This window comes from Hymenobacter armeniacus, from assembly GCF_014699055.1.
In the GTDB taxonomy this organism is placed as follows: domain Bacteria; phylum Bacteroidota; class Bacteroidia; order Cytophagales; family Hymenobacteraceae; genus Hymenobacter; species Hymenobacter armeniacus.
The window spans coordinates 1-26,919 of the sequence record NZ_JACXAC010000007.1; the positions used below are offsets into that span (position 1 = coordinate 1).

Here is a 26,919-nt window from a genome sequence, read left to right on the forward strand (position 1 = left end):
AACTTGACCCGGTACTGGTTGTTGCCCAGCGAGACGTAGGTCATGTCGCCGCCCAGCAAGTGCGACGCCCGCGCTTCCGGCGCACTGCCCAAGAGCAGGCCGCCCAACACGAGTAGAAAGTAGAGGAACGGTAAACGATGTTTCATGAGTGGAAAGGAAAAGATGTGGGCAATAAGACGTGGGTTTTGAGACGGTTGCTGGATGTGGTAATATGAGTATGCCGGGTGATTTAGGTAATCCACAATTTTAGTTCCACTGTTGATATAAATTGTTGGAAATCAAAATATTTATTTTGTGATGGTAAGATTAGAATCTGCATTTCAGTCATATCAACAGTTGATGGACCAGCTGTGGGAGGCGCGGCGAAGCATTTCGGCCACCGCAGCTAGTGTCGAAAGAGGCAGTCGTAGCTTGCGATGCAATTCGCAAGCAGTTTCATGAATTCCACTCTAGCCACCCACCACCTCCTCGTCTTCGCCCGCGAACCCGTTCTGGGCCGCGTAAAAACCCGCCTCGCAGCCGACATCGGCCCGGAAGCCGCCCTGGCCGTGTACCGCGAGCTGCTGGGCATCACGGCCGGCGCCATCTCAGCGGCGCGGGTGCCCGCCACCGTCTGGCTGGCCGAAGCCCCCGTGCCCGCGGCTGGGCCCACCGAGCCGCGGCCCGAATGGCCCGGCCTGCCTTGGCGGGTGCAGCCGCCCGCCGAGTCGCTCGGGGAGCGGATGAGCCACGCTTTCAGCCAAGCTTTCGATGGCGGGGCGTCACGCGTGGTCATCATCGGCACCGACTGCCCGGGCCTGACGCCGGAATTATTGCACGCCGCCTTCGAAGCGCTGGCTACCCACGATGTGGTGATTGGGCCCGCCGACGACGGCGGGTACTACCTGCTGGGCCTGCGCGAGCTACAGCCCGCCCTATTCGCCCACAAAAACTGGAGCACCGCCACCGTGCTGCCCGACACCCTGGCCGACGCCGCCCGGCTGGGCCTCCGCGTGGCGCAGCTGCCAACGCTGCACGACGTAGATTCCGGCCGCGATTTGGCTACCTGGCGCGCTGCCAAAGCGGTATAGGTACAAGCGAACGAAGCCAACACAAAGAGCGGCGCTTCCACGAAGCGCCGCTCTTTGCGTTTAATCTGAGACCCGAAAGCTTACGCCACCGCGCCGCCGCAGCTGGAGCCGCTGCCGGCCGTGCAGCCGTAGCAGTGCTCGTTGATGACGATGGCGCGCCGGTCGAGGGTGGCCGCGTCGAAGTCGCGGATGTGCTGCACGGGGCTGGCCACGTACAAATCCAGCATTTGGTTGAAGTCGCAGTCGTAGAGGCCGCCGTCCCAACCCACCGAGATGGTGTTGCGGCACATCACGCCGGCCGCGGCCACGGGGTTGAAGGCGTTCACCAGCTTTTCCATGTAGCCGGCGTAGTTGCCCGACTCGATGAGGTAGTCGAGGTAGCGGCTCACCGGAATGTTGGTGATGGCAAACAGGTCGTTGAACACGATGCCGTGGTCTTTCAGCAGCACCCGCTTGAACTGGTCCTGCAGGCCCTTTTGCGAGCCCGGCAGGAAAGCGCCGGCGGGGTTGTACACCAGGTTCAGCACCAGGCCCGAGCCGGGCTGGCCGTAGCCCACGGCGTTCAGCATTTTCAGGGCCCGAATGGAATCTTCAAACACGCCGTCGCCGCGCTGGCTGTCGGTTTTGGCGGCGCTGTAGAAGGGCAGGGAGCTCACCACTTCCACGCCGTGCCGTTTGAAAAACTCGGGCAGGTCGTAGTACTTCTTGTTGGCCACGATGATGGTGAGGTTGCAGCGCACCAGCACCTTGCGGCCCAGCTTGCTGATTTCCTCCACAAACCACCGGAAATCGGGGTTCATCTCGGGCGCGCCGCCGGTCAGGTCCACCGTCGGAATATCGGTCTGGGCCAGCGCGTCGAGGCAGTGCTGCATCGTTTCGCGGGTCATGATTTCCTTGCGGTCGGGGCCGGCATCCACGTGGCAGTGCTTGCACACCTGGTTGCACATCTTGCCCACGTTGATTTGCAGCACGGCCGGCGCCACGGGCCGCAGCGGAAACAGCGCCGACTCGCGCAGCTTCTCGTGAAAGCGCGGCAGGTGCAGCGTGTCGGCCACTTCGCGGCTTAGTACCGTGAGCTGGAAGGCTGAATCGGCCAGCTGGTGACCGGTGGCTTTAAGGGACTTAATCATTCTACTAATAAGAGAACACAGATAGGGCGGCTAAGCGCAACCGTTAACATCGAAGCAAGTTATGGGAAGAAGCCGGCCGGAAGCCTTACGAAAAAGCCCAAGCCGGCAGATTGACCAACCCCGTCATTCGTAAAAATGTCGCATCCGCCGAATGGTGGTCAGCACCACCCAATCGCCGAGCCGGGGGAAATACGTGTGCACCAGCACAATGAGCCGGCCCAGCGCCGAAATAACGGTGCGCTGCCGCCGCCGCCGAATGTGCTTGAGGATGATGGCGGCCACTTCGGCCTGGCTTTTTTGCCAGCGGGGCGGGCGGTGGGCAATGGGCACGGGCTGCCCATCGGCCGCCAGCACGCGCTTCTCGGGGTCGTTTTGGGTGAAGCCGATGTGCACCACCCCGAAGTGAATGCCGGTGTGGGCCAGCTCCAGCCGCAGGGTGTGGGCCAAGTTGGCCACCGCCGCTTTACCGGCGCAGTAGGCCGAGCCGCTGGGCATGCCGTTCAGGGCCGAAATGGACGAGATAAACGTGACGCTGCCTTTGGCCTTTATCAAGTGCGGCAGGGCCGCCTTCAGCGGGTACACGGTGCCGTACACGTTGCTATCCATCACCTGCTTAAACACGTCCGGCTGCATGTCAGCGAAGTAAGCGCGTTGCGAGATGCTGGCATTGGTAACCAGAATATCGAGCCGGCCGAAGGCTTCGATGGCCGTGTTGACGAGTTCTTCGCAGGATACGTAGTCGGTCACGTCGGCCACGCAGCTGGCCACCGAATGGCTGGCCGCGGCCAACGCGGCGCGGGTGTGCTCCAGGCGCTCGGCGTTGCGGCCGTTGAGCACCACGGCGGCGCCCTGCTCGCACAGCAGCCGAGCCGTCTCGCGGCCAATGCCCGACTCGGACCCCGTAACAATGGCCACCCGGCCGGCAAACGGGCCGGTCGGGTTCGCCGGCGCCCCGGCCCGGAGTGGCTGAGCCACGGAGGCAGTAGTGGCCGGAATAGGCACGCCGTCAAACATAGCGGTGGGCTGCAAACCAGGCAAAAGCGTCGACAACGGCGTGGGCAATGGGAGTTTGGGGAAGGGCCAGCTCGGTGCGGGCCTTGTGAGCGGTAAAGTAATGGCCGTCGTTGGCCACGGCCGCCATGGCGGCGTTGAGCTGGCCAGGGCGGCCGGTCAGCTTACTCCTTACGTCGCAGAGGCGGCCGTAGATTGTGGCCAAGGCCGGCGGAATGGGCCAACGCGGCGCTTTTACCTGCAAACAACCGGCTATCAGCGCAAAAGCTTCGCGGTAGCTCAAATTTTCATTGCCCAGAATGTAAGATTCGCCCGCGCGGCCCATGGTCAGGGCGTTGACGGTGGCCGCCGCCACGTCGCGCACGTGCACGTAGTTTTTGCCGCCGGGCGGGTAGCCGGGCAGGCGGCCGTGGTACAGTTCCAGCAGCAAGGCGTTGGAAGTTGGCTTGGCATCGCCGGGCCCGAGCATGAACGTGGGGTGCACCAGCACGGCCGGCAGCTGCCACTCGGCCGCGGCACGGCGCACCAGCCCGGTGGCGGCCACTTTGCTCTCCATGTAATCGAGGCCGTAGCGCTGGCCGGCGAAGGGCCGGGTTTCGTCGCCGGGATGTTGGCGGGTGCCGAAGCCAAAAACGTTGGCCGTGCCCACGTAGACGAAACGGCCCACTTCGGCCTTGCGGGCCAGTTGGAGCATGGTTTGGGTGCCGACGTAATTGGCCGCCCACACGGCCGGGTTGCGGGCCGGATTCACCTGGGCCAGCGCGGCGGCGTGAATGACGGCCGCGCAGCCGGTGGCAGCGCCGGCCACGCTGCTGGGCTCGGTGAGGTCGCCTTCGGTCACGGTCACGTTCCACTCGGCCGGAAAAGGCGGCGCGGTGCCGGGCCGCAGCAGCGCCCGCACGGCGTGGCCGCGCGCCACCAGCTCCTCCACCAAATGGCGCCCCAGAAAGCCGTTGGCACCCGTCACAAGCACGCGACTCAGCATCAGCGGTAGTTGAGCAGGGCCTTGTAGGTGCGCGCGATGCGCGGCGGCGGCACGTTCAGAAAGAACATGCCGAAGGCCGTGAGGTTGGCCAGCTGCACGCGCAGCCAGCTGTTGGTTTCGTATTTCCGAGCCGACACCACCACGTCCTGCGGCACGATGTAGAAGGAAGCCACCCGCCGAATGCGCCGGATGATTTCAAAGTCCTCCATGATGACGAACCGCTCGTTGAAGCCGCCCAGCCGCTGAAACAAGGCTTTTGTGATGAACAAGGTCTGGTCGCCGCCGCGGCTCATGATGCCTTTGAAGCGCGTGCCGTAGCTGTTGATGCGCAGCAGCGGGTGCCGCGAATCGAAGCGGAAGCGGTAGCAGCCGGCCTCGTGCCCGTCGGCCACGGCCCGGCGGATGGTGGCCACGTAATCGGGGTGAATGCCTACGTCGGCGTGCACAAAGTAGAGGATGTCGCCGGTGGCGTGGGCGGCGCCAAAATTCATTTGGGCGGCGCGGCCGGGCTTGGGGCTGAGCAGCACCGTGGCCCCGGCCTGGCGCGCCGCCTCGGCGGTGCCGTCGGGGCTGTGGGCGTCTACCACCAATAGTTCGACCTCGTTTGACGGGGCGTGCCGGCGCAGTTCGGCCACCAGCCGGGCAATGTTGGCAGCTTCGTTGAAGGTGGGAATGATTACGCTGAACGTCATGGCAGGCGGGAAAGAAAGCGCAACTTCCGGCTTTTTCGGCAAACTTGGCGCCGGCGATTTCCCCGACCTTACGCAGGCGCAGCACAGTTGAGTTTGGGTACGGGCAATCTTTTTCGCGGCCCCCGCCCGTATATTCCGGTCACCGACCTTTTTATGAAAAAAAACGCCTTCGTTCTCCTCGCAATCAGTGCCGCGGTAGCAGCTGCCTCTTCGGCTGCGCCAGCGAATGCTGCCAGACCCGGCCACGCGGTGGCAGCGGGCACCGCTACTGCGGCCGTCGACCATTCGGCTTTCGACAAGCTGCTCAAAAAGCACGTCAACGACAAAGGGCTTGTCGACTATAAAGGCTTCAAGGCCGATGAAAAGACCTTCAACCAGTACCTCGACCTGCTGAGCAAAAACAAGCCCAGCAGCAGCTGGTGCAAGCAGGAGCAAATGGCCTACTGGATAAACGCGTACAACGCCTACACCATCCGCCTCATCCTCGACCACTACCCGGTGGAGAGCATCAAGGACATTGGTTCGAAAATCAAGATTCCGTTCGTGACCACGCCCTGGGCCATCAAGTTTTTCAGCATCGGCGGCGAGAAAATGAGCCTCGACAACATCGAGCACGGCACGCTGCGCAAGAAGTACGACGACCCGCGCATTCACTTCGCGCTGGTGTGCGCCTCGATGAGCTGCCCGCGCCTGCGCAACGAAGCTTACACCGCCGCCAAGCTCGACAGCCAGCTCGATGACCAGGGCCGCGACTTTTTGAACAACCCGGCCAAAAACAAGATTGGCAAAGGCAGCGCGCAGCTTTCCAAGTATTTCGATTGGTACAAGGGCGACTGGACCAAAAACGGCCAATCGGTGGCGAAGTGGGTGAATAAATACTCCACCACCAAGATGGATGAAAAGACACCCGTTAGCTACCTGGACTACAACTGGAAGCTGAACCAGCAGTAGTGGCGGAGGGGCCGAAACGACCGTCTTGCCGAGCGCAGCATGGCCTTTTGCCTCACTTGCCGAGCCCTAAAGCTCCTTACAACCCCCACTGAATGAGTTACCTCGACACCACAGCCGACGTGTACCGCCAGGCGGCGCAAGAGCCGCAAGTTGGCCTTTGCTGCACCACCAACCCCGTGTGGCAGCTGCCCGGCCTGAGCATCCCGAAGCGCATGCTGGCCATGAACTACGGCTGCGGCAGCACCGTGAACCCGCGCGACCTCACCAACAGCCCCACCGTACTCTACGTGGGCGTGGGCGGCGGCATGGAGCTGCTCCAGTTCTCCTACTTCAGCCGCCGCCCGGGCGCCGTTATCGGCGTGGACGTGGTGGAGGAAATGCTGGACGCCTCGCGCCAGAACATGGAAACGGCCGAGCAGGAAAACGACTGGTTCAGCCGCGAATTCATCGACCTGCGGTCTGGCGATGCCCTCGGCCTGCCCGTGGAGGACGAAAGCGTGGACGTGGCCGCCCAAAACTGCCTGTTCAATATCTTCAAAACCGACGACCTCAAGCGCGCCCTGCAGGAAACTTACCGCGTGCTCAAGCCCCACGGCCGCCTCGTGATGTCGGACCCCACCTGCGAGCAGCCCATGAGTGACGAACTGCGCGCCGACGAGCGCCTGCGCGCCCTCTGCCTCACGGGTTCGCTGCCGCTGCAGGAATACCTGAACATGATTACCGAGGTAGGCTTCGGCACGGTGGAGGTGCGCGCCAAGCGGGCCTACCGCGTGCTGGCGCCCGGCCACTACGCCACCGATGAGCTTATCTACATCGAAAGCGTGGAGGTGTGCGCCATCAAAGACCCCATGCCGGCCGATGGCCCCTGCATCTTCACCGGCCGCACGGCCATCTACTACGGCGGCGAGGAGTACTTCGACGACCAGAAAGGGCACGTGCTGCTGGCCAACCAGCCCCTGGCCGTGTGCGACAAAACGGCCGGCGCCCTGCTCGCCCTGGGCCGCGACGACATTTTCGTGTCGCCCTCCACGTATCACTACGACGGTGGCGGCTGCTGCTAGGCAGCGGCTCTAGCTTCAGAAAAAGAACGTCATGCGGAGCGCAGCGAAGCATGACGTTTCGTTTTGTTAGTCCTCAATTCATGCAAAAGCTGCCCGCGCTGCTCTGGCTCTGCGCCTTCCCGCTGGCCAGCTTGGCACAATCCGCCAAGCCCGCCGCCGAAGTCCGCCGCTACGCCATTGAGGTGGCCGGCCTTCAGGTGGGCACCATGACGGCAACCCGCCAGCCAGCCGTGGGCCCGGAGCAGGTGTACACGCTGGTGAGCGACGTGAAAGTAAATTTTCTGTTCTATCACCTGAAAATTTATTACCAGGTAACGAACCGCTTCCGCAACGGCCAGCTCCTGCTTTCCACCGTCGACGCCCACACCAACCAAGGAGATTTCGCCTCGCGCACCGAGTGGAAAGGCGACCATTACGCCATCGTGGCCCACCAGTACAAGCACCACTACGAAGCCACCGAAACCCAGCCCATTCGCTACGCCGTCACCAACATGTTCTTCGCCGAGCCCGCCGGGCAGCCGCGGGCCTTTGCGGAATACTTCGGCGACTATTTTGCCCTCACCCGGGCCAAAGACGGCACCACCCGCGCCGTGCGCGACGGCCGCGAGGACGAATACCGCTACGCCAACGGCCAGCTGGTCGCCATCATCAAAAAGAACCCCCTCAAGAACTTCATCATCCGGCTGCTGCCGTGAGGCCGGCAACGCGCTACCGGTCGGCGAAGGTTTGGCCGGCGCGCACCATGCGGCGCAGCAGGGGGCTGGCGCGGTACCGGTCTTCGTGGTACTCGTCGTACAGGGCATCGAGCGTATTCAGCACCTGTGGCAAGCCCAGCTCATCGGCCCAGGCCAGCAAGCCTTTGGGGTAGTTCACGCCTTTGGTCATGGCTAGTTCCAGGTCTTCCTTCGAGGCCACGTTGAGGGCCAGCGCATCCACGGCTTCGTTGATGAGCATGGCCAGCACGCGGGTCACAATCTGGTGGCCCAGCTGCGCGTCGCGGTTCGGCTCGGGGAGTACGGCATCGGCGGCGTAGTTGTAGAAGCCGCGGCCCGTTTTGCGCCCGTAGTAGCCGGCTTCAAACAGGCGCTTCTGGGTGAAAGAAGGCTTGAAGCGCGGGTCAAAAAAGAAGGAGGAAAACACCGATTCCGTGACGCGGTAGTTCACGTCGTGGCCGATGAAATCCATGAGGGCAAACGGGCCCATGCGGAAGCCGCCCAACTCGGTCAGGGCCCAATCGATGGTGGCCATGTCGGCCACGCCTTCTTCCAGCAGCCGGATGGCTTCGCCGTAGAAAGGCCGCGCCACGCGGTTCACGATGAAGCCGGGCGTGTCCTTGGTCAGCACCGGAAGCTTGCCCCAACTGTGCACCAAGCTGCGAACTTCCTCGGCCAGCCCCTCGCGCGTTTGCACGGCCGGAATGATTTCGACCAGCGCCATGAGCGGGGCCGGGTTGAAGAAATGAATGCCGATGAACCGTTCCGGCCGCTGGCAGGCCGCGGCAATGGACGCAATGGACAGCGACGACGTGTTGCTGGCCAGCATGCACTCCGCCGAAACCACTGCTTCCACCTGCCGGAATACCTGCTGCTTCACCGCCAGCTCTTCCACAATGGCTTCGAGCACCAGGCCGCAACCGGCAAAATCGCGCATGTCGGTGGTCGGGCGCAGGCGGGCGATGCTGGCTTCGGCGGCGTCAGCCGATATTTTGCCTTTGTCGGCCAGCTTGCGCAGGGTGCTGGCAATACCGGCGGTGGCTTTTTCGAGCGCCGTGGCACTTTGGTCGAGCAAATACACGTCGTGTCCGGCCACGGCCACCACTTGCGCAATGCCTGCGCCCATGGCCCCGCTGCCGATGATTCCAATTATCATGCGTTCAGGCTAGTTGTGGCATTTGAAGTAATCGAAAGGCTCCAGGCAGTCGTCGCATTGGTAATGCGCTTTGCAAGCCGTGGAGCCAAACTGGCTCACCAAATGCGTGTGCGTCGATTTGCACACCGGGCAGCGCACGGCCGTGTCTTTGCCAAACAGGTTGAGCACGTGGCCGGTGGCTGTGCCGTCCACGGGCGGAGCAATGCCGTAAGCTTCCAGCTTCTCGCGGCCGGCCTGGCTCATCCAATCTGTGGTCCAGGCCGGGCTGAGCTGGTTGTGAATAACCACGTTGGAATAGCCCTCCGCCAGCAAGCGCAGCCGGATTTCGGTGGCAATGACGTTCATGGCCGGGCAGCCCGAGTAGGTGGGCGTGATGGTCACGGTAATCTGGTCGCCCGCCACGGCCACCGCGCGCACGATGCCCAAGTCCAGGATGCTGAGCACCGGCACTTCGGGGTCGCTCACTTCTTCCAGCAGCTGCCAGATGTGGGCTTCGGTGGGAGCGGCGGCGGTTACCATGTCAGGCCGGGGTACGTGCGCTGCATGTATTGCAGCTCCGACAGCAGATAGCCCAAGTGCTCGGTGTGGCGGCCGGTTTTGCCGCCTTGCTGCCCAAATACCGGGCCCGGCAGTGGCAACGTGGCCTCGGCAAACACATAGGCGGTATGCGCTTGCATGGCCGGCAGCAGCGTGGCATAATCGGGCAGCACGCCCAATTCCTGTAGGGCTTTTTCGGAAGGAGTGGCCGTGGTCAGCTCCTCGCCAAAGCGCCAGAGCGTGGCAATGGCTTTCTCCAGCCGCTGCCGGCTCTCGGGCGTGCCATCGCCGAGGCGAATCACCCATTCCGAGCTCCACTTGAGGTGGTAGGAAGCCTCTTTCACCGACTTCTCGGCAATAGCGGCCAGCTGCGTATCAGGGCAAGTGAGCAGCGCTTTCAGCAGGTGGTAGTGGAAATTATCGAACAGAAACTGCCGCAGGATGGTGTGCGCAAAGTCATTGTTGGGCTGCTCCACCAGCAGCGGGTTGCGGTATTCCACGGCGCTGCGCAGATACGCCAGGTCGTCTTCGGTGCGGCCCTGGCCTTCCAGCTCAGCCGCGTATTGGTAGTAGCTGCGTGCTTCGCCCAGCAGGTCCAGCGCAATGTTGGCCATGGCCAAGTCCTGCTCCAGCACCGGGCCGTGCCCGCACCACTCTGAAAGGCGGTGCGCCAGAATCAGGCTGGTGTCGGCCAGCTGCAGCACGAAGGGAAACAGCGGGCCCGGGGCGGCGGCCGGTGTGGCAGCGGCCACGCGGGAGTCGTTTTGCGGCAGCATGGCAATTACATGTGTTTGATGGAATCCGGCACCTCGTAAAACGTGGGGTGGCGGTACACTTTGTCGGCGGCCGGGTCGAAGAAGGCCTCCGAGTCGTCGGGATTGGAAGCGTGAATGTGCTTCGACTCCACCACCCAAATGCTCACGCCTTCGAGGCGGCGCGTGTACACGTCGCGGGCGTTTTGCACGGCCATGGTAGCGTCGGCGGCGTGCAGGCTGCCCACATGCTTGTGGTCAAGCCCCTGCTTGCTGCGGATGAAAACCTCCCACAGAGGCCATTCGGATTGATTCATTGTGCTTGAAAAAACCTCGCCCCCGGCCCCTCTCCTTGGGAGAGGGGAGCCACGGCGGCGCGGTTAGTTGCTAAGTGTAAAAATGTCATCTGGCTCTCCTCTCCTTGGGAGAGGGGGTGAGGTTTACGCCGCTACCGCCTCCCGCGCCGCGCGCTTGGCCGCGTGGGCGTTGGCCGCCTCGCGCACCCAGGCGCCTTCTTCGTGGGCCGAAACCCGGGCCTGCAGGCGCTCTTGGTTACACAGGCCATTGCCCTTCACCACGGCCCAGAACTCGTCCCAGTTCACTTCGCCGAAGTCGTAAGCCTGGCGTTCCTCGTTCCATTTCACCTTTTCATCGGGCACGGTCAGGCCCAGGAACTCGGCCTGGGGCACCATCATGTCCACGAATTTCTGGCGCAGCTCGTCGTTGGTGAAGCGCTTGATGCGCCATTTCATGCTTTGCTCGGTGTTGGGCGAGTCGGCGTCTTTCGGGCCGAACATCATCAGCGTGGGCCACCACCAGCGGTTGAGGGCTTCTTGGGCCATGGCCTTCTGCTCGGGCGCGCCTTCGCACAGCGTTTGCATGATTTCGAAGCCCTGCCGCTGGTGGAAGCTTTCTTCCTTGCACACGCGCACCATGGCGCGGGCATACGGCCCGTACGAAGTGCGGCACAGCGGCACCTGGTTCAGGATGGCGGCGCCGTCCACCAGCCAGCCCACGCAGCCCATGTCGGCCCAGCTGAGAGTGGGGTAGTTGAAAATGCTGCTGTACTTAGCCTTGCCCGAGTGCAGGTCGGCCAGCATCTGGTCGCGGGTGGTGCCCAGGGTCTCGGCGGCGCTGTAGAGGTAGAGGCCGTGGCCGGCTTCGTCCTGCACCTTGGCCAGCAAAATGGATTTGCGCTTGAGCGAAGGGGCGCGGGTAATCCAGTTGCCTTCGGGCAGCATGCCCACCAGTTCGGAGTGGGCGTGCTGCGAAATCTGGCGAATGAGGGTTTTGCGGTACGCCTCCGGCATCCAGTCCTTGGGCTCGATGCGCACGTCGGCATCGATGCGGGCCTGAAACTGTTCTTCCGGGGTGAGGACTTGTTCGAGCGTTTCCATGACTGAATGGGTGGGTTTCGGGTGAATGGGAGAGAAGCGGCTACTGGTCAAAGTCAACCGTAACTTCCGGCGTGGTGGGCCGGGCCTGGCAAGTAAGTACGTAGCCCTTGGCCACTTCGGTGTCGGACAGCGAGTAGTTTACGTCCATCTCGGCGGTGCCGGCCGTGACGCGCGCCCGGCAGGTGCTGCACATGCCGTTTTTGCAGGAATAAGGCGCGTCCACCCCAATGGCCAGCAGGGCATCGAGCACCGTGTCGCCGTAGTACGACATGGCCAGCGGGTAAGCGCGGCCGTCGAGCTGCACCGTTACCTGGCTTTTCTGGTCGTCGTCGCCCACCGACCGGGGCGTGGCGGCCCGGGCCGTGGCCGGGCTGCTGCTGGAGGCAAAAAGCTCAAAGTGAATGTGCTCGGCCGCCACGCCGGCTTCCGTCAACGCCTGCTTCACGCCGTGAATCATCTCCTCCGGTCCGCAGATGTAGGCCTCGTCGAGCCGATCGGCGGGCACTATTTTTTGCAGAAATTCCGCCGCTTTGGCGTAGCCGAGGCGGCCGAAAAACAACTCGCTGTCGCCTTGCTCACGGCTCAGCACGTGGTACACGCTCAGCCGGTTAAGGAATTTGTTCTTCAGCCCTTCAATGGCCTCTTTGAAAATAATGGAATTGCGGCCGCGGTTGCCGTACACCAGGTACACGTGGCTGCCCGGCTCGGTGAGCAGCACCGTCTTGGCAATGCTCAGGATAGGGGTGATGCCGCTGCCGGCCGCAAACAGCGCGTAGCGCTTGGCCTGCGTGGGGTGCAGGCTGGGCGAGAAGCGCCCCTGCGGCGGCATCACGTCGAGGGTGTCGCCGGCGTGGAGGCCTTCCACGGCAAAGGTGGAAAAACGGCCTTCGGGCACTTTCTTGATGGCCACGCGCCACTCATCGTCCAGCGGGCTGCTGCAAATGGAGTAGGACCGCCGCAGCTCTTCGCCCTCGTGTTCGCGGCGCAGGGTGAGGTACTGGCCGGGCGTGTAGCGAAACGTGTCGCGCAGCTCGGCCGGCACGTCAAACGCCAGCGAAACGCAGTCGGGCGTCTCGCGACGGATATTCTTGATGGTAAGCTTATGAAACCGGCTCATGGGTGGGATGGGATGAGCAGTGAGGGCGTGGGCGGAAATACTTCCAACCGCCGCTCCGAAAGCCAGCAGTCAGAAGGCCACCTACTGGTTGCCAATACAAAAGGCAGCAGTCGGCGACATTACAAATATAGTCAATATAACCCCAAAAGCTAACGAGTGTTTGTTTTAATAAAAATGCCACAAACGCGGCTTTCACGCATGAGCTGGAAGCGCTGCACGTTCAGCCTTTTGTTGTTGCAAGATGGGCGGAGTTGTTCAGGCGGCGGCTCTTGCCCCAAACCCCGAGCGCAGCAGCACATACAGCCCCGCCACGGGCAGCGGGCTCACCACAAAGTCCAGCAGTTGGCGGCTGAGGCGGTAGGCCCATTGGGCATCGCCGGCCAGTTTGCCCAGCACCACCAGGGCCACGTACACAGCCAGCGTGCCGGCATATAGCCGCAGCACGAGGCGCCATTGCGCAGCCGCTGGCAGCAGCAGGCGCAGCAGCAGCAGGCAAATGCTCAGGTAGCCCACCGCGTAGGTGGCCACCACCGGCAGCGGCCGCTTCACCACGCTACCGCTGATGTTTTGCTGCAGGGCTTCGACTTGCTGGCGCAGCCCCACGGCGGCCAGCATGCGTTGCCACCATTTCGTTAGGAAAGTCAGCACCGTCACGTCGTACACGCCCAGCAGGAGCAGGGCCGCCAGCAGCGCCCCTACCAGCACCCAGCGGACCCCGTTGCCGCGGCGAGCCAATACCTGTTCAGTCATGGGCTGGGGCGTTGGGAGCCACGGCCAGGCGCCGGGCCCACAGCATCCAGAGACCGAAAATGCAGCCGTACACCACGAAGTTGAACGTGTAGTGGTGGTTGAATTCCAGCGACGAATGCGCGTAGCGGTGGTTGATGGCCAGCGCGGCCACGCGCAGCACGTTCAGCCCCCAAATGAGGGCCATGCCGGCCGGAATAAACCACGCCTTGCGCCGCCACGGCCCCGGAAATGCCAGCACGAAGCCCCCAAACAACGCGTACAGCACCAGCCCGTTGCAAGGCGGGTACACCACCACCGAAGGTCGGCCACTCATAAGAACCAATTGGTCGTAGGTGGGGCTCACCGACGCCTCAAACCCCAGCCCTTGTAGCAGGCCCACGCTGCTGCGCGTAATCTGGGCGCACAGCGCGGCGTCGAGGCGCCCATCGGGGCCCAGCCATTGCTGATAGCCGAAAAACCACGCCAGGTACATGGCCGCGGCCACAAGCAAAAAGCGAAACAGCAGCCGATTGTCGGGCGGCGCGCCGGCGGCGGGGGCGGATGGGAGCATAGGGCAGGAAAGATAGCAGCTGCGAAGGTGCAAAAAAAGACGGCCTTTCTCAGCAGAAAGGCCGTCGTGCTAATGCGGGCGGTTTGGAAGCAGAGGCTACGCTTTCTTGCGGCGGTCGCGCAGGCGCTTGAGGCCGTAGGCCACCCCGCCGGCCAGCAGCAGCGAGGCGCCGCCATCCAGCGGCACTTCAGCGGCGGGCGTGCTGGGCGTGGGGCCGCCCGAGCCAGGGCCCTGGGCCAGTACGGTTCCGGCAAAGGCCAGCACGAGGGTAAAAGCTGGCAGCAAGCGAGTTAGGAGAGATGATTTCATGCGTTAGGGCTGAGAAGGTGAAGTGAAATGCGTAGGCAACCAGAGCGGTAAATGTATCACAATGTTTTTAAAATATAGCTTTCGGAAAGTATTATCTGTGTTAAATGATAAGCCGGTGTTTGGGGCATTAAATAAAGGAGAAGCGGACGGTTTTCCACTACGGAGCCCGGCGGGCTTGGTTTGCCTGCTCGCCTGAAAATACCACGCGGCCGTGAGGCGTGGCGTGCTACTCCGGCGGCGTGCCTACCTTGCGGCAGCTGTTTCGCTTGTTTTCCTAGCCCATGCTTTCTCCTTCCGACGCTGCCGCGCCAGCAGCCGGCCCCGCCGACTACCATCCCCTCATTCGCCAAGTATTTGCCGAGATGGGCAAAGTGGTGGTGGGCCAGCAGCCCCTGCTTAGCCGCCTGCTCATCGGCCTGTTCACGGGCGGGCACATCCTGCTCGAAGGCGTGCCCGGCCTGGCCAAAACCCTCACCATTTCCACGCTGGCCAAGGTGCTGCACCTGCACTTTCAGCGGGTGCAGTTCACCCCCGACCTGCTGCCCTCCGACCTGGTGGGCACCATGATTTACAACCAGAACCAATCCATCTTCGAGGTGAAGAAGGGGCCGATTTTTGCCAACCTCGTGCTGGCCGACGAAATCAACCGCTCGCCGGCCAAAGTGCAGAGCGCCCTGCTCGAAGCCATGCAGGAAAAGCAGGTCACCATCGGCGACACCACCTACCCGCTCGACCTGCCGTTTCTGGTGCTGGCTACCCAAAACCCCGTGGAGCAGGAAGGCACCTACCCCTTGCCCGAGGCCCAGGTCGACCGGTTCATGCTGAAAGTGCACGTCGATTACCTCAAAAAAGCCGACGAGCTGGAGGTGATGCGCCGCATGGCCAACCTCAGCTTCGTGGAAGACGTGCAGCCGGTGCTGACGCAGGCCGACATCTACGGCATTCGGCAGCAAATCAACCAGGTACAGATTTCCGACACGTTGGAGAAGTACCTCATTGAACTGGTCTTTGCCACCCGCCGCCCCGCCGACTACGACCTGCCCGAGTTTGCCCAGGCCGTGCAATTCGGGGCCAGCCCGCGCGCCAGCATTGCCCTGCACCGCGCCTCCAAGGCCGTGGCCTACCTCGAAGGCCGCGACTACGTGCTGCCCGAAGACATCAAGGAAGTGGCCGCCGACGTGCTCAACCACCGCATCCTGCTCACCTACGAAGCCGAAGCCGACGGCATTCGTACCCAAGACCTTATCGAGGCCATCCTGCGCAAGGTGCCCATTAGCTAAGCGGCGCTCAACGCAAGTAGCGGTAGCTAAACCAACTGCCATAAAAAAAGGGCTGACCATATGGTCAGCCCTTTTTTTATGCGAAGTGCTGCAATGGTTATTCAACCACCACGCGCTTCACCACGAGGTCGTTGCCCGACTTCAGCTGCAGCGAGTACACGCCAGCCGCAAGGCGGCTCACGTCGAACTTCGTGCTGCCACCGGCGGTGGGCAGGCTCAGCTGCTGGGTCAACACCGTCTGGCCGAGCGAGTTGATGAGCGTAGCGGTAGCAGCGTGCAGGCTGCCGGCCGGTACATCCAGCGTGAAGTTCTGGTGTGCCGGGTTGGGGTAGAGGCCCACCGTGGCGGCCAGGGCTTCGTTGCGGCTCGACGAGATGATGCTCAGGCGTACGTTGTCGATGCCCATGTCGTCTTGGCCGAAGTCCGAAGTGGCCTGGAAGCGAATCACCGTCGTGGCCGAGGTGCTGGGGATAACCACCGTCTTGGCCGTGAAGGCCGTGTTGGTGGTAGCCGTCAGCAGGGGCGTGGTGGTGAAGGTAGCGCCACCGTCGGTGCTGTAAAACACGTCCACTTTGTCGGTGCCGCTGGGGTTGATGAAGTCAAACGTCAGCGTACGGGCACCGGCGGTGCCGCTCAGGTTGGCGTAGAGGTCAAACTTGCCCTGGGAGCCAATGGGCGAGCCGAAGGTGTGGAAGCGGGCCGAGTGGGCGCCGGTGCTCGAACGCGTCACGTAAGGAGGCGTGGGGTTGCTGGTCGAAGGCGTTTCGTAGGACTGGTATTGCCAGTTGGCCGAAGCAAAGCCATCGTCTTCGCGACGCCAAGAGTTGTCGCCTGTAGCGGGCGTGTTGCGCCAGCTGTTGGTGGGCACGTCGCGCGTGCCGCCCACGCTAATCCAAGTGCCTTCGAAGCCTTCGTTAACCGGCAACGTGGCGTAGGTGGCGGGGGGCAGTAGGGTGGTGAAGGTCGTCGTCACAGGGATGGAGTTGGCACCCGTCGAGCACGACGTTACCACGCTCACGGTGTAAGTGGTGCCCGAGGCCAAGCCGGTGAGGGTGATGGGCGAGCCCGTGGGGGCCGGCGTCACGGTTACGGGCGTGCCACCAGCGGCAGTGTAGGTCACTACGTAGCCACCCGTGCCGGCCGGAGCCGTGAAGGTGATGGTGGCGCCGGTCTGGGTGATGGAACCAGCCGCCAAGTTGTTCACCGGGGTGCAAGCCGGGGCGCTGGTCGAGGTCGTCACGGCTTCCAGCATGAAGCGGAAGTCGCGGGTGGCGTTGGCCACGGTAGTCACGTCGACTGGCGCCGCGGCCGTGGTAGCCGAGGAAGTGAAGTACTGACCGGCCCGGGTATATACTTCGGGCTGGGTGCCCAGCGGGAAATATTGGGCGGTCTGGCCCGTCTGGTAAGTCTGCGCCAAGCCTACGAGGAAGTCACCGGCGGCCAGGGCTACCGGCGTGCTCAGGGTGAAGTTGGTGTAGCCAGTGCCGGCTACGTCGGCAGCAGTTACCACGTAGTCGGGAGAACGGCCGAGGACGGCGCCCGTGGTGGGGTTCATTACCACAGCGTATACCGTTTTGCCGATGGTGGGGCTGGGAGCGCCCGCGAAGTTCACCAGGAAGGCACGAACCTGGGTCACGTTCACCGACGTGTTGGCCGTGAACTTGGTCAGGAAAGCACCCGTAAACGTGGTGCTGGGGCCGAAGCCACGAGCCGAAGTCGGCTGCGTGCCGTCGTTATACGAGTAGTCCGAGGTGTTCACCACCTGCGTCACGCTGGATGCGTTGTTGCCCGTATTGTCGTCGGCGGGTACCGTCACGGTCACGGTGTTGTTGCCGGTAGCGGTGGGCACGTAGGGTGCAAACGTCACCGTGGTGCTGGCGCCGGCGGCCAGCGAAGCCACGGTCTGGGTGTTGGTGAAGGTGTTGGCACCCGTCACGTTCAGGGTCACCACCAGGTTTGTTTGGGCGCTAGTGCCGGTGTTGGTCACGTAGGCGCTCACGGTGTGGGGCGCGCCCTGCGGAATGGGCAGCTTGGTGAGGGCGTACACCATGCGAACCGAAGCGTCGTTGGGCGCCACGGTAGTGGCGCAAATGCCAAACGCGCCGGCATCGGTGCCGGGGTAGGTGAAGGCCCGCACGTACAACGTGGAGCCCGGGGTGCGGCCCGTTACGGTTGCACTCGAGAATTCATTGGTAGTCGAAATGGCATCGTTGCAGCCGATTTCGGTGAGGGCGCTGCAGGTGCCCGAATAGATGAGCAGGCCGGTGTCCGTAACGGGCGAGCCCGTCGCGGCACTCGTCGTTATCGTTACCGTGCCGGTGGCTGGCACTACCACCGTGTACCACACGTCGTTGCCGACAGTGGGAGGGGTGGTGCCGAAGCAGGTAGCGCCCGGAGCGGGAACGCCTGCCGAAGCCGTGGCCAAGCTGTTGTTGGCCGTAACGTTGGTGCACGACGTGCCCACCGTCAAGGCAATAGCACCTGCGCAGTCGTCGTTGGCTGGGGGCGTAATGGTGCCCGGGGCGAAACGGTAAGTGCGGCCGGCGTCGGGGAGCGCCGTAGCGTTGAAGTTGTGGGTAGTACCGGTGTAAACGCCGGTGATAAACGCCGTGGTCGACCACGCCGCCGCACCAGTGGTTTTGTTGGCCAGCACCGTTTGCCCGTTGCCCGAGCCCGAACCCTTAATGCCCACGCTGGGAAAGCGCGAAATAGCCGTATTAGTCGACGCTGTGGTCGGGCCGTACACGAACTCGATGTTGTTGGTGGTTTCGTAGAGCTTAGCTTGGAAAGACATGTTGGCGTACTGGCTCAGGCGAGCCGTGCCCGACTTGTCGCTCACGTTTTTCCACTGAATGGTGCACACCCGGTTGGGGGCCGTGCCGGTAGTGGCCACACGGTATTCAGCGGTACCGGTGCCCGGGATGAGGTCGAAGTTGAACGGCATAATCAGGTTCACGTCGGCCGCGTTGGTGCTGCCCACCGGGTCGACCCCCGGTGCCGTCTGCCCGGTCTCGTATACGCCAAACAGGTTGGCCACCGAGGGAGCGGCGCTGCCCAGACGTATCAGGCCATTGGTGTTCAGCACAAATTGCGTGAACGCAGTCCCGTTGTATGTGAACGTGAAGCCAATGTTTTGCGCAGCCGAGTTGGCGTCGTCGGTGCTCGACGTGGTGATGGCCGTGCCATTGGTGCCCAGGTCGGTGTAGGTACCGGCCACGTTGGTGGCGCTCGTCGGCGAATAGCCCAGTTGCTGGGCGCTTGCCGCGAGTGGCAGCAGTGGCAACAAGGCCACCGGCAGCCACCGGCTGGCTGTTTTCAGCCGGGTCTGTAAGGTTGTAAGCATGAAAATGGGGGAAAAGTGAGGAATAAAAAAGGGGAAGTGATGAAACAAAAGGGCCGTAAGCGGCCACAGGTCCGGCAACAAGCAATGAACCTGCGCCCAAATTACACATTAGACACCAAACCCAGTACCTGGGCCAGGTTTCTCTGGATAAAGAGTCGATATTAATCGACCGGCCTTATGGCTTGGGCGAAGTCAGCCTAGCCAAAGTAGCCGCGTTGTCGGCGGGGTTGCAATCGGCCACGGGCACAAAGGTGCGGGCCGGCTCGCCGGGGCGTTGCGCCAAGCCGTAGGTGTACGTTTTATCATAGTAATCAAGCACCAGCTCCACCATGTGGGCAAAGTTGCCAGCTTCCACGGCCGCCAGGGCCTGCTGCGTGGCCAGCCCGCCCAGCCGCTTGTGCAGCCGCTCGATGGCGGCGGCCAGCTCGACGGGGTTTTCGGCGCCGTATTCGGCGGCCAGCTTGGCCACGCGGGCCGCGCGCGGCACTTCCAGCACCCAGCGCGGCGAGGTGCGCAGCTGCTCAAACAGCGGCGCGGGAATGGTGAGCCGGCCAATCTGGCGGCTTTCGTCTTCCACCCACACGGGCGCGTCGGTGGGCAGGTCGAGCAGGGCCGCGGCTAGGTTGTTCTCAAACTGCTCCTGCGTGGGCTGCGCCGGCTGCCCAATGGCCCCAAAGGCCGAGCCCTTGTGGTGGGCCATGCCCTCTAGGTCGAGCACGGGCTGGCGGTGCGGCTCAGCGGCCAGGGCGTGCAGCACGTCGGTTTTGCCACTGCCCGTGAGGCCGCCCAGCACCCGCCACGCGCGCGGCTCCTCAAACGAGGCCAACACCGCGCGCCGGTAATCCTTGTAGCCCTTGTCGAGCAAATGCACCTTGAACCCGGCCAGCTCCAACAGCCACAGCACGGCGCCGCTGCGCATGCCGCCGCGCCAGCAGTGCAGCCGCACTTCCTTGCCGGGGGCCAGCTTTTTGGCCTGCTTCACCATGGCCGACATCTTCGGCCCGAAAAATTCCAGGCCCAGGTGCACGGCGTGCTCTTGGCTCACTTGCTTGTAGGCCGTGCCGATGCGGGCCCGTTCCTCGTCGGTGAACAGCGGCAGGTTGAGGGCACCCGGCACGTGGCCCTGCGCAAACTCAATGGGGGCCCGCACGTCGAGGATGGGGTAGGGGAGGGCTTGGAAAGCGGCCAGCGGGTGACGAGGCATGAATAGGGGAAAGGAAAATTCAATCGAACGTCATGCTTTGGCAAGCGGACGCCAGATGAAGCACGACGTTCGGCAAGCTATTTCAGCTGGCGCAGGTATAGCTGTACGGTGTTTTCGAGGCCCAGGTACAGTGCGTCGCACACCAGGGCGTGGCCGATGCTTACCTCAGCCAGTTCGGGCAGCTGCAGGTGCAGCCAGGCCAGGTTGTCGAGGTCGAGGTCGTGGCCGGCGTTCACGCCCAGCCCGAGCTGGCCGGCACGGGCAGCAGTGGCGCGGTAGGGGGCCACGGCGGCCTCGCGGTCCTGCAAGTAGTGGCGGGCGTAGGCTTCGGTGTAAAGCTCGATGCGGTCGGTGCCGGTGGCCACGGCGCCTTCCACCAGGGCCAGGTCGGGGTCGAGGAAAATGCTGACGCGGGCGCCCAGGCCTTTCAGTTCGGCCACCACGTCCTGCAAGAAGCTGCGGTGCGTAATCACGTCCCAGCCCGCGTTGGAGGTGATGGCGTCGGGGGCATCGGGCACCAGCGTCACCTGCTCGGGGCGCACCTCGCGGCACAGGGCCAGAAAGTCGGGCGTCGGGTTGCCTTCCACGTTCAGCTCAGTGGTCACAGTGCTTTTCAGGTCGCGCACGTCCTGGTAGCGGATGTGGCGCTCATCGGGCCGCGGGTGCACCGTGATGCCTTCGGCCCCGAAGCGCTCGATGTCGCGCGCGGCCTGCAGAATGTCGGGGCGGTTGTGGCCCCGGGCATTGCGCAGGGTGGCCAGTTTGTTGATGTTAACGCTGAGCTTGGTCATGGTGGTTGGGCCAGGAGGGTGTGGGGGTGGGCGGGGAGGAAGTGTTTGGAAACGGCTGTCATCCTGAGCGCAGCGAAGGACCTTCTCAGGTCTGCGTCGGGTGCGATATAGCAAACCATTCAAACGTGATAAGGTCCTTCGCTGCGCTCAGGATGACAGCCGGGGCCGTAGCTTCGGGGCGAAATTACGGCTTCCCCCTTTCCACGCCTCGTTTCGCCATTTCACCAACTCACCACTCCGCCTCATGCTAAAAGACACCATCGACGCCGCCATCAAGCAAGCCATGTTGGCCAAAGACAAAGTGCGCCTCACCGCGCTGCGCAGCATCAAATCCCAAATCATGCTGGCCGAAACCGCCGAGGGCGCCCAGGGCGGTGCCCTCACCCCGGAGGCCGAGCTCAAGCTCCTCAACAAGGCCGCCAAGCAGCGCCGCGACGCCGCCGCCATTTACAAGGAGCAGTTTCGCTCCGAGCTGGAAGCCAACGAGCTGGCCGAGCTGGCCATCATTGAAGAATTCCTGCCCGCGCAGCTCTCCGAAGCCGACCTCGTGGAGCGCCTCGTGCACATCATCCAGCGCGTGGGCGCTACTGGCCCTTCCGACCTGGGCAAGGTGATGGGCGTGGCCGCCCGCGAGCTGTCTGGCCAAGCCGACGGCAAGCGCATCTCCGACGTGCTCGGCCACCTGCTCAACAACACCAATCTATAAGGGCAGGAGGGTAGGAGGGTATGGGGGTAGGAGTTAAGACCTCAATCCCTTTCACACCTCCTGCCCCCATACCCTCCTACCCCTCTTACCCTAAAAATGACTGCCCTCGACATTCTGCTGCTGCTGCCGCTGGGCATTGGGGCCGTGAAGGGCTACCGGCGCGGGCTGGTGCTGGAAGTGGTGTCGCTGCTGGCGTTTGTGCTGGCCGTGGTGGGCGGGCTCAGCCTGCTGTCGGCGGCCGTGCCGCTGGTGCGCCACTACGTGGGCAGCGCGTTTGGGATGCTGCCGCTGGTGTCCTTCGCGCTGGTGTTTGTGGCCATTATGTGGGGCGTGCACCTGCTGGGCGGCCTGCTCAAAACCGCCGTGCACCTCACCCCGCTGGGCGTGCTCGACAACCTGCTGGGCGGCGTGGCCGGGGTGCTGAAGTGGGTGCTGGGCCTGAGCCTGCTGCTGCACGGCACCGGTCTGGCCGGCCTGCACCTGCTGTCGCCGAACCTGGTGACGGGCTCGCAAGTGCTGCCCATTGTGCAGCAGGCTACCCCGCTGGCCCTGCAAATCACCGGCTACGTGCTGCCCTTCGCGCAAGATTTGCTGGTGCGCATGCGCACCGCCTTCGTGAAAAGTTAAGCATGAAGCACGAGGAAGGTGAAGTGCTGAGGTTCCTCTTTCCCGTGCTCTTTTCACGTTCCGTATATGCGCCTGCTGCTGCTCGATAATTTCGATTCCTTCACCTTCACCCTGGCCGACTATCTGCGCCAGCTAGAGGCCGAAGTAGTGGTGCGCCGCAACGACGTGACGCTGCCAGAATTACAGGCCTTGGCCTTCGATGGCATTGTGCTGTCGCCCGGGCCCGGCGCGCCGGCGCAGGCGGGCGTCATGCCGGCCGTTATCGAGCACTACCACCAGCGGGTGCCCATGCTGGGGGTGTGCCTGGGCCACCAGGCGCTGGGCGAGTTCTTCGGCGGCACCGTGACGCGGGCGGCGCGGCCGGTGCACGGCAAGGTGTCGGAAATGCAGTGCGCGCCCGATGAGCCGCTGTTTGCGGGCCTGCCGGCCACGCAGCCCGTCACGCGCTACCACTCGCTGCTGCTGCAGGAGCCCCTGCCGCCGGCCCTGGTGCCGCTGGCCCGCACCACCGGCCCGGTGCCCGAGCTCATGGCCCTGCGCCACCGCACGCTGCCGCTCTACGGAGTCCAATTTCACCCCGAAGCCCTGCTCACGCCGCACGGACTGGCAATTTTGGCCAATTGGCTGCGCTGTTGTATCATTGCCAAAACCGCCGGGAATTGACGAGAAACGAGATGGAATTGCGCCACCAGCACCAGCATGGGTACGAATACGTGGACGAAGGCCAGGGCCCCGTTCTGCTCCTGCTGCACGGCCTGTTCGGCGCCCTGAGCAACTGGCAGGACGTCGTCACGGAGTTTTCGGCCGACTACCGCGTCATCATCCCGCTGCTGCCGATATACGACATGCCCCTTACCCAAGCCGGCGTGCCGGGCCTCGTGGCTTACGTCGAAGGCTTTGTGAAGGCGCTGGCCCTGCCGCCCACGTTCACCGTGCTTGGCAACTCGCTCGGCGGTCACATTGCCTTGGTGTATACCCTTAATAACAAGGCCCGCGTCAGCCGGCTGGTGCTCACGGGCAGCAGCGGCTTGTTTGAGGACAGCATGGGCGGCTCTTTCCCCAAGCGCGGCAACTACGCCTACGTGCAGGAACGAGTCGGCTACACGTTCTATGACCCCAACGTGGCCACCCAGGAACTGGTCGACGAAGTATTCAACGTCACGAATTCCAACGCCAAATGCCTGCGCATCATCGCCATTGCGCGGTCGGCGCAGCGCCACAACCTGAGTAAGGAGCTGACCAAAATAGAGGTGCCCACCCTGCTGGTGTGGGGGCTGAACGACACCATCACGCCGCCGCCGGTGGCCCACGAGTTTGCCCGCCTGCTGCCCCACGCCGAGCTGCGCTTCCTCGACCACTGCTGCCACGCCCCCATGATGGAGCGCCCCGCCGGGTTCAACCGCTACCTGCGCCGGTTTTTGCGTACTACCGAAACGGCCCCCGCCGTGGCTGCCTAAACGGCGGGTATCTTTTTCGCCGGCTCGATTGTTGTTCCTTTACGCGCGCCGCTTGGCGCACCCGCTACCTTATCCTATCCCTTCCCACTAACGCCGCGTTATTGCCTTTACCCTCATCATTAGCCCCGCATATGCCTGCCCTGCTCGCCGAGGATTTACTCAACGAAATGATTCCGCCCCTGAAAGGCACCGATTCGGCGGGCAAAGCGGCTCGCTGGCTCGATGAGTTTCACGTGGCCCAGCTGCCCGTGCTCGACAACCGCCACTACCGCGGCCTCGTCACCGAGTCCGACCTGGCCGATTTCGACGACCCGGAGACCTTGCTCTCCGAGTTGCCCCTGGGCTTTGCCGACGCCTACGTGCGCCCCGACCAGCACTTCTACCGCGTGATGGAGTTGGCCATTGAAAATAAAATTCAGCTGGTGCCCGTGGTGGATGAGCGGCACGAGTACGCCGGCGTCGTCACCATTGCCGATGCCTTGGCCGCGTTTGGCCAACAGCCGGCCGGTGGGCAGGGCGGCATCATTGTGCTCACCATGGAGGAGCGCGACTACTCGCTCACCCAAATTAGCCGCTACGTGGAGGAAAACAACGCCAAAGTCATCAGCGCGCTGGTGGCTCAGGATGAGGTCGACCCCCAGCGAATTCGCCTCACGCTCAAGCTCAATACCGACAACCTGACCCGCATCACGGCCACCCTCGAGCGGTTTGGCTACGTGGTGACGGCCCAGTTCAGCGGCACCGCCGCCCCGAACGAAGACGAGCAGGAGCGCTACGACGCCCTCCTGCGGTACCTGAGCGTGTAACGGCGGGGTGCTCGGAGTCCTGTTTCTGTTCCTGCAGACGCTGCTCGGCGCCCCGGCTCCGGCCGATACGCTGCCCCACGCGCTACGCCCCACCATTGCGCCCGCCGATACGCTGGTGCGCATCGTGCCGTGCCCCGACGTGCAGCGCGCGGCCGTGGGCACCATCTTGTTTTTGGGCAATGCCGTCACCAAGGAGCGAATTCTGCGCGTCGAGCTTGACTTTCACGAAGGCGACACCTTGGCCGTGGCCGACCTGGCCGCCCGCCTCGAAGCCAACCGCAGCCGCCTGTTCAATCTCCAGCTTTTCCACACCGTGGTGGTGCAGGCCAGCTGCTCCGGCGGCAAATGGCTCATTGTGTTTGGCTTGCAGGAGCGGTGGTACCTTTTCCCAGTGCCCATCCTCTCGCTGGCCGACCGCAACCTGCGCTCCTGGCTCGACCGTTCCGACCGTTGGAAGCGCGTCGACTACGGCGTGCACGTGGTGCGCAGCAACTTTCGCGGCCGCAACGAGCAGATTATGGCTAACCTGCAGCTGGGCTTCAACCGCAAGTATGAGTTGTTTTACGAGGCCCCCGGCCTGGGCCACTACCGCCGCCTCGGCCTTGGCGCGGGCGCGTCCTATTACCAAAGCCACGCCCTCGACTACAGCACGCTCGGCGACCGCCTCGTGCCGTTTCGGGCCGATGATAACTTTCCCATTCAGCGGCTCTATTTCACGGGCGGCCTGCGCTTCCGGCACACCGTGCAGTTCCTCACGGCGCTGGACGTTTCCTACCACCGCGAGCGGATAAGCGACTCCATCCGCTACCGCAACCCGGAGTATTACCTGGGCCGTACCCAGCGCGAGTACCTCGATGTTACGTTTACCACTACCCGCAACCAGCGCAACACCTTCGCCTACCCCCTCACGGGCAAGTACGCGCAACTGAGCGTGTCGCACCGGGTGTTCCTGGGCCGCACGGCCCCCAGCGTCACCACCGTGCACGCCACCTATTCGCGCTACCTGGCGCTGGGGCATCGGTTCTACTATAGCATTGGGCTGAGCGGCCAGGCACGCTTCGCCGAAAAGCTGGCCTACGCCGACGTGCGGGCGCTGGGCTATGCCGACCTGGTGCGCGGCTACGACGAGTACGTCATCGACGGCCGCCACTACGGCCTGCTGCAGCAAGGGCTGTCTTACCAGTTGCTGCAGCCCCGCAATATTCAGTTGGGCTCCATCGACAATCCCAAAATCAACAGCATTCCGCTGGCGCTCTACCTCAATATCTTTACCGACGCCGGCTACGTGGCCGCCCCCAGCCATTTGCCCCAAAACCGCCTTCCCAACCGCCTGCTCAGCGCCGTGGGCCTCGGCTTGCACCTCGTCACGTACTACGACCGGGTGTTCACGGCCGAGTATACCCTGAACGGCTTGGGGCAAACCGGTTACTTTTTTCGCGCCGAATTCCCCATTTGATGGCGAATGACTCGCCGGTTGGGTTGTTAATTTGTTATCAATCTTCCTGCGGAAACGCCTTTCCCCGAGCGTAACCTGTCCGCTGCCTCCGCATGAAAATCGCCATCCTTGGCAAGCCTTTCGACGACGAAGCTGCCCCCGCCATTCAGGCGCTGCTCGATGATTTGGCCGCCCGCCGGGCCGAAGTCCGCATCGGCGAGTCCTTCCGCACTTTCCTCGACAACCGCCTGCGCCTGCCGCCCGGCACCACCGAGTTTCGGCGCGGCGACTCGCTGCGCGGCGTGCAGTTCGTGCTCAGCATCGGCGGCGACGGCACCCTGCTCGACACCGTGACCTACGTCGGCGCCCTGCAAATCCCCATTTTGGGTATTCATACTGGCCGGCTCGGTTTCCTGGCCACCATCACCCCCGACCGCATTGCCCAAGCCATCGACGCTCTATATAAAGGCCACTTCAACATCGAAGAGCGCAGCCTGATTCGCGTCGATACCGACCCCGACGTCTTCGGCGGCCTCAACTTTGGCCTCAACGAGTTCAGCGTGCTCAAGCGCGATACTTCGTCCATGATTGTCGTGCACACGTACATCGACGGCGAATACCTCAACTCTTACTGGGCCGATGGCTTGGTGGTGGCCACGCCCACCGGCTCCACCGGCTATTCACTGAGCTGCGGCGGCCCCGTCATGCTGCCGCAAACAAACAATTTTATTATTGCCCCCGTATGCCCCCACAATCTGAACGTGCGCCCGCTCGTGGTGTCGGACCAGAGCGTGATTTCCTTCGAAATCGAAGGCCGTAGCACCAGCTACATGCTGGCGCTCGATTCTCGCTCCCTGCCCGTCGAAGCCTCCGTTCAGATAGCCGTTCGCCGCGAAACTTTCAACGCTCGCCTAGTAAAACTCAACCACGTTAACTTCCTAAGTACCTTGCGCAGTAAGCTGAATTGGGGCCTCGACCGCCGCAACCCGGCAGGAATTTAAATAGAAACGGATAGCTTTTTTTTGGAAAAAAACGTTGAAAGTTTTTTTAGTTCCCGATTAGGCCTACTTTTGTCACCGTCTGAAACTG

General features: G+C 63.1%; 28 protein-coding genes. 12 read left to right on the plus strand and 16 right to left on the minus strand.

Annotated elements, in window-relative coordinates; genetic code table 11:
* The first annotated feature begins 437 nt into the window (after positions 1-437).
* On the plus strand, positions 438-1,070 hold the full coding sequence (locus IC234_RS19975; protein ID WP_190928186.1) for a TIGR04282 family arsenosugar biosynthesis glycosyltransferase: 633 nt from the start codon (positions 438-440) through the stop codon (positions 1,068-1,070).
* A gap of 80 nt (positions 1,071-1,150) precedes the next feature.
* On the opposite strand, the gene arsS is transcribed toward IC234_RS19975, so the two are convergent.
* The 4 genes from arsS to IC234_RS19995 all read right to left on the minus strand — a co-directional run bounded on the left by arsS (position 1,151) and on the right by IC234_RS19995 (position 4,888).
* Positions 1,151-2,197 (minus strand): arsenosugar biosynthesis radical SAM (seleno)protein ArsS, encoded by a 1,047-nt coding sequence (gene arsS, locus IC234_RS19980; protein ID WP_190928486.1) that lies wholly within the window; start codon positions 2,195-2,197, stop codon positions 1,151-1,153.
* 126 nt (positions 2,198-2,323) lie between these two features.
* Positions 2,324-3,175: an SDR family oxidoreductase gene (locus IC234_RS19985; RefSeq protein ID WP_317173417.1), complete on the minus strand. Its 852-nt coding sequence runs from the start codon at positions 3,173-3,175 to the stop codon at positions 2,324-2,326.
* A gap of 31 nt (positions 3,176-3,206) precedes the next feature.
* The gene (locus IC234_RS19990; RefSeq protein ID WP_190928188.1) at positions 3,207-4,196 is read right to left on the minus strand and encodes an NAD-dependent epimerase/dehydratase family protein; all 990 of its coding nucleotides are present in this window, start codon (positions 4,194-4,196) and stop codon (positions 3,207-3,209) included.
* Positions 4,196-4,888 carry a TIGR04283 family arsenosugar biosynthesis glycosyltransferase gene (locus IC234_RS19995; protein WP_190928190.1) on the minus strand — a complete coding sequence of 231 codons (693 nt, stop codon included), beginning with the start codon at positions 4,886-4,888 and terminating at the stop codon, positions 4,196-4,198. Before IC234_RS19995 ends, IC234_RS19990 begins: the two co-directional genes overlap by 1 nt.
* A 153-nt stretch (positions 4,889-5,041) precedes the next feature.
* Between IC234_RS19995 and IC234_RS20000 the strand changes: the two genes are divergently transcribed.
* The 3 genes from IC234_RS20000 (at position 5,042) to IC234_RS20010 (ending at position 7,595) form a co-directional block, all read left to right on the plus strand.
* Positions 5,042-5,839: a DUF547 domain-containing protein gene (locus IC234_RS20000; RefSeq protein ID WP_190928192.1), complete on the plus strand. Its 798-nt coding sequence runs from the start codon at positions 5,042-5,044 to the stop codon at positions 5,837-5,839.
* 92 nt (positions 5,840-5,931) lie between these two features.
* A complete protein-coding gene (gene arsM, locus IC234_RS20005) occupies positions 5,932-6,900 on the plus strand; it encodes an arsenosugar biosynthesis arsenite methyltransferase ArsM (RefSeq protein WP_190928194.1) in 969 nt (322 codons plus the stop codon).
* Between the two features lie 80 nt (positions 6,901-6,980).
* Positions 6,981-7,595, plus strand: coding sequence for a DUF6134 family protein (locus IC234_RS20010; RefSeq protein ID WP_190928196.1), 615 nt, complete (start codon positions 6,981-6,983; stop codon positions 7,593-7,595).
* 13 nt (positions 7,596-7,608) lie between these two features.
* Here the strand turns inward: IC234_RS20010 and IC234_RS20015 are convergent, their stop codons facing one another.
* The 9 genes from IC234_RS20015 to IC234_RS20055 all read right to left on the minus strand — a co-directional run bounded on the left by IC234_RS20015 (position 7,609) and on the right by IC234_RS20055 (position 14,181).
* The gene (locus tag IC234_RS20015; RefSeq protein ID WP_190928198.1) at positions 7,609-8,769 is read right to left on the minus strand and encodes a 3-hydroxyacyl-CoA dehydrogenase NAD-binding domain-containing protein; all 1,161 of its coding nucleotides are present in this window, start codon (positions 8,767-8,769) and stop codon (positions 7,609-7,611) included.
* A gap of 9 nt (positions 8,770-8,778) precedes the next feature.
* On the minus strand, positions 8,779-9,288 hold the full coding sequence (gene paaD / locus IC234_RS20020) for a 1,2-phenylacetyl-CoA epoxidase subunit PaaD (RefSeq protein ID WP_190928200.1): 510 nt from the start codon (positions 9,286-9,288) through the stop codon (positions 8,779-8,781).
* Positions 9,282-10,082 (minus strand): 1,2-phenylacetyl-CoA epoxidase subunit PaaC, encoded by an 801-nt coding sequence (gene paaC / locus IC234_RS20025; RefSeq protein ID WP_190928202.1) that lies wholly within the window; start codon positions 10,080-10,082, stop codon positions 9,282-9,284. Before paaC ends, paaD begins: the two co-directional genes overlap by 7 nt.
* 5 nt (positions 10,083-10,087) lie before the next feature.
* Positions 10,088-10,375 (minus strand): 1,2-phenylacetyl-CoA epoxidase subunit PaaB, encoded by a 288-nt coding sequence (gene paaB, locus IC234_RS20030; protein WP_190928204.1) that lies wholly within the window; start codon positions 10,373-10,375, stop codon positions 10,088-10,090.
* Between the two features lie 123 nt (positions 10,376-10,498).
* Complete coding sequence (gene paaA / locus IC234_RS20035; RefSeq protein WP_190928206.1) at positions 10,499-11,455, minus strand: 1,2-phenylacetyl-CoA epoxidase subunit PaaA; 957 nt, start codon at positions 11,453-11,455, stop codon at positions 10,499-10,501.
* Positions 11,456-11,495: 40 nt separating this feature from the next.
* On the minus strand, positions 11,496-12,572 hold the full coding sequence (gene paaE / locus IC234_RS20040; RefSeq protein WP_190928208.1) for a 1,2-phenylacetyl-CoA epoxidase subunit PaaE: 1,077 nt from the start codon (positions 12,570-12,572) through the stop codon (positions 11,496-11,498).
* A gap of 255 nt (positions 12,573-12,827) precedes the next feature.
* Positions 12,828-13,322 carry an XrtX-associated membrane protein gene (locus IC234_RS20045; protein ID WP_190928210.1) on the minus strand — a complete coding sequence of 165 codons (495 nt, stop codon included), beginning with the start codon at positions 13,320-13,322 and terminating at the stop codon, positions 12,828-12,830.
* The gene (xrtX, locus tag IC234_RS20050) at positions 13,315-13,872 is read right to left on the minus strand and encodes an exosortase X (protein WP_190928212.1); all 558 of its coding nucleotides are present in this window, start codon (positions 13,870-13,872) and stop codon (positions 13,315-13,317) included. Before xrtX ends, IC234_RS20045 begins: the two co-directional genes overlap by 8 nt.
* A 96-nt stretch (positions 13,873-13,968) precedes the next feature.
* Positions 13,969-14,181 carry a PID-CTERM protein-sorting domain-containing protein gene (locus IC234_RS20055; protein WP_223827815.1) on the minus strand — a complete coding sequence of 71 codons (213 nt, stop codon included), beginning with the start codon at positions 14,179-14,181 and terminating at the stop codon, positions 13,969-13,971.
* Positions 14,182-14,462: 281 nt separating this feature from the next.
* On the opposite strand from IC234_RS20055, the gene IC234_RS20060 reads away from it, so the two are divergent.
* A complete protein-coding gene (locus IC234_RS20060) occupies positions 14,463-15,461 on the plus strand; it encodes an AAA family ATPase (protein WP_190928214.1) in 999 nt (332 codons plus the stop codon).
* A gap of 97 nt (positions 15,462-15,558) precedes the next feature.
* Here the strand turns inward: IC234_RS20060 and IC234_RS20065 are convergent, their stop codons facing one another.
* The 3 genes from IC234_RS20065 to IC234_RS20075 all read right to left on the minus strand — a co-directional run bounded on the left by IC234_RS20065 (position 15,559) and on the right by IC234_RS20075 (position 20,799).
* On the minus strand, positions 15,559-18,804 hold the full coding sequence (locus IC234_RS20065) for a T9SS type A sorting domain-containing protein (RefSeq protein ID WP_190928216.1): 3,246 nt from the start codon (positions 18,802-18,804) through the stop codon (positions 15,559-15,561).
* Between the two features lie 175 nt (positions 18,805-18,979).
* Positions 18,980-20,008, minus strand: a complete 1,029-nt coding sequence (gene mnmH, locus IC234_RS20070) for a tRNA 2-selenouridine(34) synthase MnmH (protein WP_190928218.1) — start codon at positions 20,006-20,008, stop codon at positions 18,980-18,982.
* A 77-nt stretch (positions 20,009-20,085) separates the two neighbouring features.
* Positions 20,086-20,799 carry a pyridoxine 5'-phosphate synthase gene (locus tag IC234_RS20075; protein ID WP_190928220.1) on the minus strand — a complete coding sequence of 238 codons (714 nt, stop codon included), beginning with the start codon at positions 20,797-20,799 and terminating at the stop codon, positions 20,086-20,088.
* A 244-nt stretch (positions 20,800-21,043) separates the two neighbouring features.
* Between IC234_RS20075 and IC234_RS20080 the strand changes: the two genes are divergently transcribed.
* The 7 genes from IC234_RS20080 (at position 21,044) to IC234_RS20110 (ending at position 26,831) form a co-directional block, all read left to right on the plus strand.
* Positions 21,044-21,505, plus strand: coding sequence for a GatB/YqeY domain-containing protein (locus tag IC234_RS20080; RefSeq protein WP_190928222.1), 462 nt, complete (start codon positions 21,044-21,046; stop codon positions 21,503-21,505).
* A 96-nt stretch (positions 21,506-21,601) separates the two neighbouring features.
* Positions 21,602-22,132 carry a CvpA family protein gene (locus tag IC234_RS20085; protein ID WP_190928224.1) on the plus strand — a complete coding sequence of 177 codons (531 nt, stop codon included), beginning with the start codon at positions 21,602-21,604 and terminating at the stop codon, positions 22,130-22,132.
* A gap of 66 nt (positions 22,133-22,198) precedes the next feature.
* Entirely contained in the window at positions 22,199-22,795 is a 597-nt protein-coding gene (locus tag IC234_RS20090; protein WP_190928226.1) for an anthranilate synthase component II, read from the plus strand.
* 11 nt (positions 22,796-22,806) lie between these two features.
* Positions 22,807-23,589 (plus strand): alpha/beta fold hydrolase, encoded by a 783-nt coding sequence (locus tag IC234_RS20095; RefSeq protein ID WP_190928228.1) that lies wholly within the window; start codon positions 22,807-22,809, stop codon positions 23,587-23,589.
* A 131-nt stretch (positions 23,590-23,720) separates the two neighbouring features.
* Entirely contained in the window at positions 23,721-24,395 is a 675-nt protein-coding gene (locus tag IC234_RS20100; protein WP_190928230.1) for a CBS domain-containing protein, read from the plus strand.
* A gap of 7 nt (positions 24,396-24,402) precedes the next feature.
* Positions 24,403-25,851 carry a BamA/TamA family outer membrane protein gene (locus IC234_RS20105; protein WP_190928232.1) on the plus strand — a complete coding sequence of 483 codons (1,449 nt, stop codon included), beginning with the start codon at positions 24,403-24,405 and terminating at the stop codon, positions 25,849-25,851.
* 92 nt (positions 25,852-25,943) lie between these two features.
* A complete protein-coding gene (locus IC234_RS20110; protein WP_190928234.1) occupies positions 25,944-26,831 on the plus strand; it encodes an NAD kinase in 888 nt (295 codons plus the stop codon).
* The last annotated feature ends 88 nt before the right edge of the window (positions 26,832-26,919 follow it).